Here is a 14,717-nt window from a genome sequence, read left to right as displayed (position 1 = left end):
ATTAAGGCTATAACATTTTTTCTATCGATAATGATGCGTTTAACTGGACTTGTATAGTATATTCACTTAAAAAATATTACCTGGGGTCCCGCCACATACCCATCAAGCTAAAATTTTATAGTACCCCCAGAACGAAATTTTGTGCTAACTTGTAACATAAAATGTCGTTCTGGGGTAATTCCGAATTCTTAAGTTGATGGGCATGTGCCCTTTACCCCTTTATACTTTATTTGTACCAATAACCCATTACTTCACCTTTTCTAAAACCATAAAGAACGTACTATCCGGTAGCGCAACCGCATTCCCAGACTCATCTTTAAACTCGATTTTCTCGCTAAGATGGCTTGTATATCCATCCTGCAAATAGTTAATAGCTTGAACAATGGTTACTTTATCCCCAAAGATACCCTTTACGAAATCATTATAGTCGTTTGGCGTAAAGATTCCAAACTGCTCCTGTACCTCATGAACGAAGGAATCCTCGCCCCAGGTATACGTATATAAGAACTCCATCGCATCGTTAACAGGCATTTTGACTGTATTGTCTGCAAGTACCTCATATTGGATTATACGACCCTTAAATTCATGGACATACTGCTCTAAGAACTTCATTCCGCCCGCATCTTTAAAATGAATCACACGCATTAACGTTTTATCTTCGGTCATGATGCCATCACGAATGATAATACGACCTCCTGGCTTTAACACCTCGTAGGCACTCTGCAGACCCTTTTTAATTACTTCATGATTGAATTTCTTACCTTCATACTCGATATAAGAGAATAGTTCATGAAGGATAGAAGAATATACAATCGTATCAACCGATCCTTTATCAAACGAGCTGCTTAAGTTGATTGCATCCCCTTTAATGACGTCCCAAGAACGACCCTCGTTCTGCTTCTTCTTTTTCAACGTATCAATCACGTTTTCGGAAATATCGATACCGTAGATTCGTTTATCCTCGGTCTCTTCTTCAATCATGTCTAGCATGACACCACCACCGGCTCCGACATCTACAACCGTATCTCCCTTTATATAATCAAGAATAATTCGTTTATCATCAGCCGAACTATTCATATGCTCCAGATATACTTCTTCGTTATGGAATCTATCATACGCATCCTTACGTAACCCGAAGAAATCAAACAGCAGCACATTTGCCCGAGCATGCATCATATCTACCTTTTCCGCCTCTACACAGAAGGTAATTAACGCCTCACCTACAGCAGAAAACTGAAACGACACATACGCAGTCTTCATATCTTCATCGACTTTAACCTCAAAGGAAACATGCGTTGTATCCGGCTTCTCGTTCTCACGGTACTCCCGTAGATACTTCTCAATAACCCGTTTACGATACAAGTTGTCCTTCTTCTCGCCTTTGAAATCATAGTGCAACTGCTGCATCAATTTCTCGAAATGGATATGCTGAACCTTTCCAGTGCCTATCTCGTTCTTTAACATAACAAAAACTGTCCAAATATCCTCGAAGCTAAGAGCATGCATAGACGGTTCTACATACCACAAATCCTTATCAGATAAAAAGGTTTGAACGCCACTCTTCTCGCTCCCCATAATTATATCTTTTTCAAATGCTGACTCCTTATGTTTTGGCGTGAGTCTATGTATGCGAGAAGTAAATGGCTCCACATAGCCATCAAACAGACCATCAATTGTAATCTTCACATCGTCCTTTACTTCACTCCACAAGGATTTTGATACGCCCTCAATAATACATTGGTTAAGATAGTATAGAATCTCCTTTAACCTACCCTCTCCGTACTCTTCTTTATACGTGTTAATCAAATCAACATGAGAGTCCAAACGAGCCTCCCCGCGGATATACTGCCCGATTAATCCATGTGTTCTAATTAAATCTCGAACAAACAAATACTCAGTAGAGTTTAAGTTTGTCTCTATACGTTCGATAAACTGAATATCACTAAAGATATCAGCAGAACCTTCGTTATGTACCAATAGGTTAATCCCGTTTTTCTTCCATTGCTCCCGCTGCTTTAAAGAGCCTACCTTTGCAAGCTCACTATACGTTAGTACCTTTTCAATAATGCGATACGCTTCTTCATCTAAAGACAACCCATCTAACACTTGCAGCGTACGGTGTACATAGTACAACACCGCATCAGTTTTTAATGCACCAAGTACCTGTACATTCTCATAGTTTTGATGTATCTCCTCTGCCTCGATTAGATGCTTTAACCACGTAGGGAGAGCATCAGAAAACCCTTCAATGTATGTATTTAGAACTTCAATGTTTTTCAACTTATTTACCCCCATATATAATCAATATCCTCGTATTACCCTAACGCCCGTAACACATTAAGTCCATTCTCTGTTAGCTTTACCGCACCTTTTGGACAACCCTCACAACCTGTACTTTGCATTTAACCGTTTATTAAGCAGCGATTGTACCGTTTGTTGGGGCCCCATAGCTCAGCAGGGAGAGCGCTACCTTGACAGGGTAAAGATCATGAGCCCGAGCCACCGGAGTCATACAACTACTTTTAAAACAGTTTATAACTTTTAAAGTATAAGTTACATTCTAATATTTTATTGTTGATAACTGAAGGTATCATTATACAGCTTATTTAGAAGAATCATGTACATTTCGAAGAAGTTCTTCAATAAGTATTGTTTTTTCATTCACCTTTGTGGCATATGTGAAATCACCATAACAATATGGATACCTAAAATTATTTTTATTTCCACCACAAGTGTACATCGCTGGGTTTTGATCAACTTTCATCTTAGAAAACTTTTTGGCCGAATCTTCCGAGTGTTGTTTAACTTCTTGACTGGCAATAAAATCAATATACCCTGGCCCCATATTATAGCTTTGAATAATTGTATCCATGCTAACATCTTTTTCCGTTCCATATTTGTACATTTTAGCAAAGTGTTTTACCCCTTGTTTAATGCTCAAGCTTGTCTCTTGAATTTCATTTGGCTTTAATCCAAGTGATTCAGATGACTGCATAGGGTCGTTTCCCTCACCTCTACTCTCTTGGTACATAATTCCTAATAAAACTGCTGTTTTCCCTCCTAAATTATATTTTTCTAATTCTTTTTTCAAGGTAGGCTCATATTGCAATACACGTTTTTCGGTAGCGAGCGCTTTATTTTGTTGAATATTAGTTTTATGATTAAAATATAGTATTCCAAGCATTGTTCCTAAACCTAAAATACTAATAAGGAATACTTTAATAATTTGTTTTTTACTCATATCCTTCATATATTTCTCCTCGTATAAGAAATTCAATTTTTCAATGACGGTTGGTTATTTACAAAATATATAATAATCATCTATTTCTCTGCCCCTTTTAGACTCAAATTTATTTCTTTTAGGTTTTAAGTTTAATATAGAAATTTAAAAATAAGATAAAGATAAGATAAAGAAAATATAAAGTGCATTTTTTAGAGTACTTTAAAAAGATATTGGTACAAACGAATATGTGGGACAAGTTGTAGATATGAATGGATATAGTGATAATCGAGAGGTTATCATACAAGTTATTAATTATGGAGATATCATTCTAGAAGAAGTTTTACCCTATCTTTTTAATATACTTTATTACCATTTCATAACTTACTTTAAATTTACTTTGCTCATTTACTGCATTCTAACAATCATCATCACACATGACTTAATATATTATTGAAAAGAAAAAAGCTCTGCACTATGCAGGCTTTCTTTATGATTTCACAGCTAAATTATTCATAAAACTTTCTATAGAATTCGCCTGAAATATACGTAAATGATGAGATTGAACGTCGTAATGTTTGTCAGTAATGATAAGGATTGAAGGAAAGAATTTAGAACCTTTCGGTTGCCAGGATTCATTGTGCCATTCTTGGCTATGGAAGTATAACTCGTATCTGTTTATCTTATCTTGCATTATTTTTTTACTGTACACTGACTTTTGAACTTCAATAAAGAATGGTGATCTACGCCATATAGTAAAAGCATCCGGCTCCATATATTCTTTCCCATACTTTGGTTCAACTTTGAATAGTTTAGGATTTTCATAATGAACGAGTTGTTTGTATACGTGCACAATACCAAGGAAATGAGGAATTTTTTGACTTGTCTTTCTGATAGAACTTGGCTGCGGAAAATAAATGTATGGGTGCTGCAATACGTTAGCATCAACATAGCCGTCTCTTCTTAATCGTTTCATAACCGTATTACAACAAGTTACCGCATTCTTTAAGCCTTGAAAATGCAAGTCAATAATATCGTCACGGGACATGCATCTAAATCGCTTCAAATCATTCAAAATTCCTTTATCTCTACTCTTCATCATCTAACACCCCAAATAACGGAATTTCTTCTTGCGATGAATTCTGGAGTATTTTCTCCTCTTTAGACATGCGATATGGTTCAACAATCTGTTTCGCCTTACTTAATTCCAAATAAGGGGCTTGCACTTTCTTTAATCCATTTCGTTTTAAAATCATTTGGCCTGATTGCTCTAAATGCTCTGAACCAGGAGTACCCATGATATTACTATTAATTGCACTATCACATTTAAAGCCAATTCTTACGGTCATATTGAGCTTTAACTTACCATCTAACACTTTCGCATCTGGCCGCTGCATACTAAGCATAAGAAACACCCCAAGTGATCGGCCGACTGCTGAAATCTTTTCAATTGTAGTCATACACTCTTTTTCATCTTTTAGCATGGCCACTTCATCGATAGCAAGTAGAATATATGATTTTTGATAATTAGGATTTAATTTGTTGTACGCATCAATATGATCAACTTCATATTCTTCCATAAGTTTTCTTCGTTCTCTGATTTCCTTCCATAACTTTTGAAGCATTATTTTCATTTCAATTTCTTCCATACAAACTTCTTTCACATGCTTCACTCTACGCAAAAAATGAAATTCAGAGTTTTTTAAGTCACCAAGGTACAAATGCAACTTTTCAGGAGACATATATTGAATAAGTGTGGATAATACAACACGTACCATACTACTTTTCCCGCTTCCCGTTTCTCCTGCTATTAATAAGTGTGGTGTATTGGAATCAACCATATCATACGTAATCGTTTTTCCGAATTGGTCCCGGCCAACCACAACAGGAAGACGGTATTCTTTTAATAATGGCTGCCATTCTTTATGACAGTAATTGTATGGTTTTAGTCCAGCATCTGAACGGAATACATGTAGTACAAACTTTTTCACATCCCCTTCAATCGTAATATTCCGTCCTAATATTTGCTGAAAACAAAACCACTTCTTTTCAATCTTCTGTGGATCTAATCCGTTTGGTATGGTAAAAACATACCTCACGCTTTCTGCTGAAGAAGAAACATTATGTACCTTTGGATAAATAGGCACTTTCCCCCCACGGGTTTGATGTTCCGTATATAAACCTGCTTTTCCGAACACCTCCATAAGCTGATTCCTTAACCTTTGCGTACGAAGCCACTCCTTTATAATCCCCATTACTCCCTTCCCTCCTTAAAACATGATTACGATACGAACAAATACATATCCAATCAAGCAAACTCCACCAATTCGCGTGCCGTGATAAATACCTTCGCTTACAAATTTAGCTGCTGATATATAGTCATGTCGCACCAAGTATTTTTCTAACATGACTGCTCCGATTAAAATCGTTCCCATAACTCCTAATGCAATGTAAGTATGTAATACCTGATCCGACATATGAAGGAATGCGAAAGGACTTAATGAATTGTATTTACGGATTTTCTTTTCTTTATCTTTGTATGACCGATCCATAAACTCTCGAAAAGGAATTGTTTCTTTCCTAACACGCATTTAAATACCCCCTTTATAAACAGAATGAATAAACTTGATGAAATATAGGGTTTATACACTTATTACCTTGATAGCATTACTTTGCTAGTTAACGTGGTAGGTACTTTACTAGTACACAGGCTAGTTGATTTGGTATCTACTTTGATAATAAGTTTGCTAGATACTTTGATAGCGACCTTGATACATCATATTGTGGACGGCTTGTACATTATTAACACTTTTGTTTAAAAAAAATGAGCCTTGGCAAAGATAGAATTACACAAGTATAAAAGAATGGGAGTGTAAAAGGTGTTCGGATTAGGAAAACCTTCATCAAAGTTTGGAAAATTTCTTAAGAGGAATGAAATTACTCAAACAGAATTAAAAGAATGGAGCGGAGTAAACCAGAATACAATTAGCCGCATTACACGTTCTAATGAGAATAGGCCATCATTAGGTAATGGCCAAAAGATAATTAGAGCTTTGAAAAGAAAAGGATACCGCGTAGACTTTGAAGATTTTTGGATGTAAGAATCAGCTCGATAAATCGGGCTGATTCTTTTTTTGAGAAATTTATCATCCTTTTTGATTTTTTCAACACTTGTTTCTCTGTTATAAATAAAAGGGAAAAACAGAGAGGATTTTTTAATACAGATTAAATTCAATACTAACGGGAAGAAAATCAAATTCCATGCAGAGGTAAACAAGCCAACGTTTAAACTTAAACAAAAACACTGGTTAATGTTACTGGGGGGTTCGAAATAGATTCCTTCTTTCAATTTATTCTCATCATGATGGTTATAATTTTTACAACTTTTATGTTTTTTACATTTTGTCATAAAATTTTCTCTCCTTTCTTCTTTGATTTGGGGTGTCGTAGTATAAATATATGAAATTAGATTCATTTTTCTTGTATGCTTGTCCAACAAAATTTATGATATATACCATATTTAAACTAAAAAAGAGTCCTAAATTAATAGGACTCTTTTTTTACTTTTCTCGAAAGTAAACTTTAAACTATTAGTTTACTTTCATTTCCTTGATTTTATTGAATTTATCTCAATTCATCCATTAATTTAAAATTCACCAAAAAGTATACATTCGAAACATGATAAATAAAGAGATTAAAATACATATGAATCCTAAAGAACATAACTTTAATGTACAATTCATAATGAAACAACATATTTATACAATGAAAGTTTATAGATTTTGTCTTATTTTCCTCAAAAGAAACTGTTTTTCAGGTTCAGGTATACCTTCAATCAGTCTTGCAGCCATCACAGGCAATAACCACTTATCTATGCTTTCTCTAGAAATATTGGTTAACTTTATATAAAAATTTAAATAATATCTTGTAAACAATTTTCTTACGATTTGGATTAATAATTTTGTTACTCTTGGCATATCTGATGGAAGATAAGAGTACCGCATAATAATTAAAGTTCGTGCGACATCAGCACATGGATTCCCTGAAGTACCAGTCATCCAATCAAGTATCTTAGCTTGACCATCCATTAGCATAATATTGTCACTATGATAATCACCATGACAAACTTTATTATCTCCTGATAACTGTGATAAATGGCTCAAAATGAGTTCTTTTTCTTCTTTTCTTAACAAATTAGTTCCAGAGATATTTCTAGCAAGATATTCTTTTTGTAAAGGTAATTTATCCGTTCTCTTTTCATGAAATGAAACTTGTAATTCCGCGAAAATATGAGCATTTTTTTTTAATAATAATGGTTGAGAGGATAAAACTTGTGTAAAGCTTCTACCAGTTATTTTTTCATAAATTATCCCGCACGTATTGTCTATTTCCATAAATTCTCCAACATTAGGCGATGGAATACCTAGATGATTTATCACTTTACTTGTTTTATGCTCTTTTTCAATATATTCAAAAGAAATTTGTTCATAAAATAGCTTTAATACTTCCTTATCACTTAATTCAAATACTTCAGCTGTATTACCTCTACCAATTAACTTTCCCAATGACATTTAATCACCGTACTCTCTTTTTTGTAACTTTAATAAACTTATATTAACACGTCGTCAATCCATATAAAGGAAAAACCAAAACACGAATACAATGTTTATATTTGTACACATAAAGTTTACATAACACCACTTATCGGTATTCAATGTATCTAGAAACCTAGAAAAGTACCTTTAGAAGATCTGAAAGTACTTTTCTTTTACATAATCAGTATTCACATATATTGAATTTTGAGAATCTCTTAGCATATAAAAACGTTAAAATATGCGTTCTATCCCTTATAATCCTTAAGTTTCTTATCTTCCCTCTCGAATAAATCGTACCGCATTTAAACCGATCATCTGGGCAGGCATGGAAGTGTTGCCATCCGGTAAAATAGGAGCGACGGAAAGATCAGCCACTTTAAGATTTTTGGTACCAAAGACATTCAAAAAACCATCAACAACTCCTTCTTGAATATTCCTCCCCATTCTACATTGCCCTCCAAAATGGTCAAAATTTGTGTAAGAAGCCTTTACATAAGCAGCAATCTGATTTCTCTTTTCTTCTTCATTCGGCAAATTAAAAATATTTTCAGGAGGGAATACAACCTTATAAATGCCATCTGGATCCAATTCACGAGCTTTCTTCATAATATTAAAAGTTTCAATATATTGATCTACTACAAAATTTAGGTCATCCGGATTTTCGAGTGGATTGAAGTTAATCGACGGATAAGCTTCAGGATCGCTATGTGCTGCCGTTATCGTGCCCTTGCTTTTTGGGTTTAGGTCGACAATTGCGATACTCATGACATTGCTGGGTTGTGCCGGGTTAAATTGCCAGTGATTAATAAATACTTCTTGAATTGGAACAAAGTTGGATACTGGAAATCCTACTAATTGAAGGCGACGTCCAGGTCCATCTCCTTTTTTAAAAGCACCTAGCGTTACTGGTACAGGGTCAGAAGATATTACCTGTAAAAGTCGGTTTGTTTCTACTTCTATTCCCATTCCAACAAAATACTGAGTTTGAAAGTTGTGACCAACATTTGGGCTTTCTACCAAAGTTGGCACCCCAATTTTCTCCAAATCTATCGAATTGCCGATTCCTGAACGTTGTAGAATGACCGATGAAAAAATACCTGCTGAGACGATAATCCCTTTTCGAACAAAAGATCGTTGTGTCACTCCGTCTTTCACATATTCAACACCCACAGCAATCTTAACACCCTTTTTATACCCAAAAAGAATTTTATTTACTGTTGATTTGGCGTATATAACCAATTTCCTCCTACCAACCCCAAACTCATCCGGATCGGACTCATCCCCTTGTGTTACAATATTTTCATTTAAATAACCAGTTGCAGTAGACGATCGAATAAATATATCATCTTCTACTTCTTGTTGGAGAAGTTGTGTTTTGAAAGATGTAACATCTCTTATACCAGTATTATAATCCTCTTCAATTGGAATCCCTAGAACATCAGATGTTGCCTCAACTAAAGTCTGGATGAGCCCATTACTCGGTATGTTTTGTTGCCTAACAAAAATAGGCCCTTCTGTTCCCCTCTGATTAGGGCTTTGTGACGCTCCTCTATAAGTTTCATTTTTTTTAAATAAAGAACAAATCTTGCTGTAACTCCATTGATCACCAACAAGGGCTGCCCACTCATCATAAAGTTCACGGCTCCCACGAACTGCAGCCATAAAATTATGTTGTGAACTTCCACCAATTACTCTCCCTGCTCTTAATCTAATTTGACGTCCGATATTTTCTTGCGTTTGCGAAAGAATATTAAAAGACAGTTCATTATCATTCGCTCGAGCTTCTGCTGTTGCAATAGAAGGACTACTATTCTCCATATTTGTTCCCGCTTCGAGCACTAGTACGGAAGTATGTTTATCATCTGTTAACTTTTTTGCGATTACCCCTCCGGTAGTTCCTGCACCAATCACGATATAATCAAATTCATTTTCACAATGTGAAGACAAAATCAATAACCTCCTTTATTCATGATAGTATATTCAATGTGAAATAGACTGTTTTGCTTGTATGTTTATCTATACTTGTCCAACATAATTTGTAAACATGTCTTGGTAACAGTTCTTGCGGAGTTTTGTATATCGTATTCATGTGAAGTTAACATAACCTATCATTACAGGATGAAAAAAATGTCACTTTCAAAATTTAAAAATAAGCCCAAAGAATTCTATATTTCTTTGGACTTATTTTTTGTTCGAAAAGGTATACCTTTTGATGTGCGGAGTGCATTTTTTTCTAATTTAATTTCGAAATAATTTTTAGAATATTCCCAACTTGCGGTATTGCATTTTGACTACTTTTTATATAGATGTACAGTGACAAAAAAGTTGTTTAATTTACATTAAAGTCGTTTAAAAAATAATAAAGTTATTTAAAGAATGCGAGTCATTCTATTCAACAATCGGATCATTTAATGGAATAAGGTAATGTATAATACTCCACTTTTTTATACAGCAATGCAATGATAAAGAGTTAATAAACGCCGATCCCTGAATCGTATGTGGTTGTGGTTTTATTATGAAGGAGAAGAAAATATGGATATTGTATTTGCAAAAGAGAATTAACAGTTTCAGCTATTGTATAGAAGTAGAGCATATTCTTCTTCACAAAGGTATGGGAGTTACTTGAAGGTATTATAATCCATTACCTTTGTTTTCTAATCTTTTCTCCCAATCCCATTTTTAATGAATGATTGGATATCATTTACGAATTTTAAAGTTCAAAAAGAGCATAATAAAAGTAGGATTATTTTATTAAAAATTAAATAAGAATTGGAGGTAATTAATTTGTTTGGTTGGAGTGTAAATCTATGTATATACATAGTGCCCGGTTCCCAGGCGGAACAAGGGGATAGAATTTTTAACCATGTAAGGGATGCATCAAACATTTGGCAAAAGTGTAACATTACTATTTGCATTAAAAAAATACAATTTCTTACAGGTGCATTTCCTAATATAAATGCGGTAAACATAACTAATACAATCACACTGCCCAATGATTTCGTTAACTTATTACGTAACAATAGACAAGATTGCAATGAGGATGACATTGCTGTATATTACATACCTGGTAATGTTTACAATCCCCCTGGTGTTAATCCTTTAGATCAGCCTCAAGCTAGTTTTCATTTTACAGCTACACCACCAAGCGAAGTCCCCACTCAACATTCCATTATTATGTCTGACGGAGCAGTAGGAAGGGTATTGGCCCATGAATTAGGGCATGCTTTACTTCTACGTGAACGTGGAGCTCCTTGCAGTAATTTCCACATAATCCGAGATTCTAGGGGAAGGGAGATAGGACAATATATAGGATGGGGTAACGATGAACCTGACCCTAATAGTCGTGCTGCGGATTGTAAACATCATACAGACCCAAATAACTTAATGGAGCCACACGTAAATCCAGGAGAAACGACAATTACAGATATGCAAAGGGATATTGCTGTTCAAAGCCGCCTAGCTAGACATTACCCTTCAGATTTTAGAGTGGAATTTCAAATGATTGATGTTCATTTTGTTAACGACGGTTTATTTGATCAAGAACTTGAAAGCAATTGGATATTTAATGTTTGGCGCTTAGATGCCGGTAATCCAGAAAATGCAATCCTTGTAGGAACAGAAACATGGGATGAAGATCATTTAAACCCAAAAAGATATATAGTAGATAAGTCAATTCCTTTCTCTGCTGATATAGCGTCTGATGTTATCAGAATTGAGGTATTCGGCACTGATACAGATACAGTCTCGGATGATCCAATTCCAAGGATTGTCCGGGATTATGATTTTTCGACTAATTGGGGTAATTGGGGTGTTGGAGTAGGTAGTACAATGGAACCTCTGGAAGGACCTATTCGTGCAAGTAATGACCAGTTAGATTACAGCCTTCATTACAAAATTTTTAGTGTATAGATAAAAATAGAAATGTACATTATGGGGTTCTGGTGCAAAAAAATGATAAATAAAAAAGAATCATGGATTCCTAACGGAATCAGCTGTTAAGCAGTTAATCCAAACAGCTGGTTGATAAAAATATTCTGATTTTGGACAGACTGGTCCTGCAAATCAATTTGTTCTTTTTTGAGCATATGCATGGCTTCAACACCACTCAATATAGAAGCTGATGTTTTGTATGATTTAAATCCCAACATAGAGCGTATACGTTTTTTAATAAAACGAGGCTCTTGTTCTACTATGTTATTTAAATATTTTATCCTTCGGATTTCGATGCCTATTGGTATCCTTTTCCTTCCTTCAACTGTTCGATAGCAATTGGATAAGCAGGATTCTTATCGACTGTTATAACACGAGGCTTTGAAACATGAAAAGACTGCAAAGCTTTCTTGAAAAAGTGCTTTGCAGCCTTATGATTTCTAGATTTACTCAAATAAAAGTCAATCGTGTTTCCTTCAGAATCAACGGCACGATATAAATACATCCATTGTCCTTTTACTTATATATATGTTTCGTCCACTCTCCATGAGTTATTCGTTTGTTTGAGATGACGCCGAATTCGTTTATCAAACTCTGGCCCATATCGATATACCCATCGCATAATAGTTGTATGAACCAGGAATAACCCTCGTTACTCCACCATTTCCACCAAATCACGAAAGCTTAAGTTGTACCGTAGGTACCAACGTACAGTTAACAAGATGATGTCTGGTTGATAATGTTTCCACTTAAATAAATTCTCCTTTTCCATACTGATTACACACCTTTTATAGAGTAGTACTATTAGTATGTCCAAGATTTAGAGATTACTTGCAATTTTCCTAGAGCTTTTGCACCAGAACCCTTTTTCACGTGTTTTCAAGAAAAAAATGATATGCCACAATTCAAATCTAAAAAGAATAAATTTGTGTTTTCAATGGATTGGTGCCTCTAATCAACAATTCACTAAAATATTCAATGGTGCGAGACCAAAAGCTTTTATTTACATAATTACCTTAAACATCATATAGAATCAAGTTTATCTTATCTATACTATAATAGCTTAGTCCCTCACAACAAGAGAGGATAGCATTTACATTTCTCTTGTTTATTTTACCACTTGAACAGATACTGGTTTCCAACCCTGATTCTCTACCCAATCAATATCAACCTTATATTTTTTATTACTTTGCTTATCTCGTACATTACCGTAGGCTTTATTATTACCATTATTCCCAATAAAATCAAAAATCAATTGACTCTCTGGAACATCAACAGCATAAGAAATTGCTTTTTTCATCTCATTCCAATCTACTGTTCCTTCTTTAAATTTCATTGCAGGTTTTGCTCCTTGCTCTGTACCAATTGCCTTCCAGGAAGGATTAGTTTGAGAACCCTTTTCTTGAGATATCGTTTTTTCTCCCTCTTTATTTTCATTTCCGTTCGTTTTTACAGGCTCTTCTACTTTTTGTTTCTCTTCTAAATGTGCTGTTTCTTTATCTTTGTTTTTCTTTTCTTCTATCTTTGCTGCTTCTTTATCTTCGTTTTTCTTTTCTTCTATCTTTGTCGCTTCTTTATCTTCGTTTTTCTTTTCTTCTATCTTTGCCGCTTCTTTATCTTTGTTTTTCTTTTCTTCTATCTTTACTGCTTCTTTATCTTCGTTCTTCTTCTCTTCTATCTTTGTTGCTTTCTTTTCTTGAGCAATTGCTTTCTTTGATGTATCAGAAGTGAAAAACAACTGATACGTCACTATGCCAACTGTTACTAATACCACACTAAATGCGATATTAAATATCCCCTTATTACGACGATTTTGTTGTTTTTCTTGAAACCTGCTTCCTTGTCCCATTTTCCAAACCTCCGTGTTTATTTTCGCCACTAATCTTTACGTATTGTTCCTAAGAATCTTAATATTTTTATTAAATAATGAAAATATTAAGGTTTGTGCGTTTTCAAGTATCTGACATATGTTATTCAAAAATAGTTTAATAAATTAAAGATTAATAAGTTTCTGTACTTAAGTATACTTATTAACAAATAAGCCTCTTCTTCACCGATTTATAATTTTTAAAATCAACTGTCCTCTTTAGTTTGCGCTTTCTAATGGATATGCCGTGAAACCAAAAAAAGATTTCACCTTCTTTTCAGAATAACTTTCGTCACTAGGGAATTCTATTATTCCTAATCTAACCTTTAATTCGCTTTCATGACAACATGAATCTTTATGAAGTCCCCTTATCTTTTGTATAAAGCGCTTTTATTTTTTTCAATATAGAGCAATATTTCTTTGTTTATAACCTTCTTAAAAGCTTCTTCTCTACTGTAAAAGTTATTTAAACTATACAATCCATATCATTTAATATGTAACGTTTCTATTAATTCCACCTCATTTTCCAGACAATACTATTATTTCTGAATATTACATTTACTACGAATACACATTCCGGCTTACTTGAATTATAAATTGCGCTTATCTATAATACATTTTATTATTAATAACTTCAATACTACATATGTAGTATTGAATGGATGCAAAAAAAACATGGAAATTTAATTCAAGCCCTATCAAAATGAAAATAAAAAACATCTGTGATATACACAAAGTGCTTTTCTCTTGTCAATTTATCTATTTTCTTTTTATAACTCAACTCCTTCGAATCGTACTTTTCTAGAGTTTGCTGCAATTCATTTTGTTCATATGGAATACGTTTATCTGTCTGTACATCTTCAACATCTTCAACATTTTCTCCACCTGCTAATAATCTCCTGTACTTAAAAGAGTGCCCTGTTAATAATGGTGGAATCATTTTGTATGGCCCTCCTTTTGTTTGATTACTTGTATCATAAAACAAGTATCTGAAGTTGATATGTAGTCTACTTTACTGATAAAACTAACAAATAAAAAAGGAAACCTGCATGTTCGTTATAGTGATTTTTAAGTTATATATATATTCATACAAATTTATTAATAT

The 14,717-nt window shown here is 34.2% G+C and carries 11 protein-coding genes and 3 pseudogenes; 3 read left to right on the top strand and 11 right to left on the bottom strand.

Annotation, left to right across the window (positions count from 1 at the left end; all coding sequences use genetic code 11):
* Nucleotides 1-246: 246 nt before the first annotated feature.
* The gene (locus MHI07_RS26815) at nt 247-2,295 is read right to left on the bottom strand and encodes a class I SAM-dependent methyltransferase (RefSeq protein WP_340827006.1); all 2,049 of its coding nucleotides are present in this window, start codon (nt 2,293-2,295) and stop codon (nt 247-249) included.
* A gap of 307 nt (nt 2,296-2,602) precedes the next feature.
* On the bottom strand, nt 2,603-3,250 hold the full coding sequence (locus MHI07_RS26810; protein WP_000654275.1) for a lysozyme family protein: 648 nt from the start codon (nt 3,248-3,250) through the stop codon (nt 2,603-2,605).
* Between the two features lie 217 nt (nt 3,251-3,467).
* Between MHI07_RS26810 and MHI07_RS26805 the strand changes: the two are divergent.
* Nucleotides 3,468-3,590: pseudogene (locus MHI07_RS26805) on the top strand (vancomycin resistance histidine kinase VanS); the annotation flags it as partial.
* Between the two features lie 120 nt (nt 3,591-3,710).
* Here MHI07_RS26805 and MHI07_RS26800 read toward each other — a convergent pair.
* The 3 genes from MHI07_RS26800 to MHI07_RS26790 are packed head-to-tail and all read right to left on the bottom strand — an operon-like array spanning nt 3,711 to nt 5,811.
* Complete coding sequence (locus tag MHI07_RS26800; RefSeq protein WP_070178880.1) at nt 3,711-4,286, bottom strand: replication-relaxation family protein; 576 nt, start codon at nt 4,284-4,286, stop codon at nt 3,711-3,713.
* Nucleotides 4,287-4,308: 22 nt separating this feature from the next.
* Nucleotides 4,309-5,475, bottom strand: coding sequence for an FtsK/SpoIIIE domain-containing protein (locus MHI07_RS26795; RefSeq protein WP_340827005.1), 1,167 nt, complete (start codon nt 5,473-5,475; stop codon nt 4,309-4,311).
* 15 nt (nt 5,476-5,490) lie between these two features.
* Nucleotides 5,491-5,811: a hypothetical protein gene (locus MHI07_RS26790; protein WP_340827004.1), complete on the bottom strand. Its 321-nt coding sequence runs from the start codon at nt 5,809-5,811 to the stop codon at nt 5,491-5,493.
* 288 nt (nt 5,812-6,099) lie between these two features.
* On the opposite strand from MHI07_RS26790, the gene MHI07_RS26785 reads away from it, so the two are divergent.
* A complete protein-coding gene (locus MHI07_RS26785) occupies nt 6,100-6,321 on the top strand; it encodes a helix-turn-helix transcriptional regulator (RefSeq protein ID WP_340827003.1) in 222 nt (73 codons plus the stop codon).
* 672 nt (nt 6,322-6,993) lie between these two features.
* Here MHI07_RS26785 and MHI07_RS26780 read toward each other — a convergent pair.
* On the bottom strand, nt 6,994-7,785 hold the full coding sequence (locus MHI07_RS26780; RefSeq protein WP_340827001.1) for a phosphotransferase family protein: 792 nt from the start codon (nt 7,783-7,785) through the stop codon (nt 6,994-6,996).
* 300 nt (nt 7,786-8,085) lie between these two features.
* Nucleotides 8,086-9,762, bottom strand: coding sequence for a GMC family oxidoreductase (locus MHI07_RS26775; RefSeq protein ID WP_340827000.1), 1,677 nt, complete (start codon nt 9,760-9,762; stop codon nt 8,086-8,088).
* Between the two features lie 873 nt (nt 9,763-10,635).
* On the opposite strand from MHI07_RS26775, the gene MHI07_RS26770 reads away from it, so the two are divergent.
* Nucleotides 10,636-11,724, top strand: coding sequence for a hypothetical protein (locus tag MHI07_RS26770; protein WP_340826999.1), 1,089 nt, complete (start codon nt 10,636-10,638; stop codon nt 11,722-11,724).
* 86 nt (nt 11,725-11,810) lie between these two features.
* Here the strand turns inward: MHI07_RS26770 and MHI07_RS26765 are convergent.
* The 4 genes and pseudogenes from MHI07_RS26765 to MHI07_RS26750 all read right to left on the bottom strand — a co-directional run bounded on the left by MHI07_RS26765 (nt 11,811) and on the right by MHI07_RS26750 (nt 14,552).
* A pseudogene (locus tag MHI07_RS26765) lies at nt 11,811-12,517 on the bottom strand (IS6 family transposase).
* A gap of 336 nt (nt 12,518-12,853) precedes the next feature.
* Nucleotides 12,854-13,594 carry a YrrS family protein gene (locus tag MHI07_RS26760; RefSeq protein WP_002162072.1) on the bottom strand — a complete coding sequence of 247 codons (741 nt, stop codon included), beginning with the start codon at nt 13,592-13,594 and terminating at the stop codon, nt 12,854-12,856.
* A gap of 282 nt (nt 13,595-13,876) precedes the next feature.
* Nucleotides 13,877-14,091 (bottom strand): annotated as a pseudogene (locus MHI07_RS26755) (sodium:proton symporter); the annotation flags it as partial.
* Between the two features lie 209 nt (nt 14,092-14,300).
* Complete coding sequence (locus tag MHI07_RS26750; protein ID WP_340826998.1) at nt 14,301-14,552, bottom strand: hypothetical protein; 252 nt, start codon at nt 14,550-14,552, stop codon at nt 14,301-14,303.
* Between the last annotated feature and the right edge of the window lie 165 nt (nt 14,553-14,717).

The sequence above is a fragment of the Bacillus sp. FSL H8-0545 genome (assembly GCF_038006105.1).
Lineage (GTDB): Bacteria > Bacillota > Bacilli > Bacillales > Bacillaceae_G > Bacillus_A > Bacillus_A cereus_U.
This window is presented reverse-complemented; position numbering and strand designations above follow the sequence as displayed.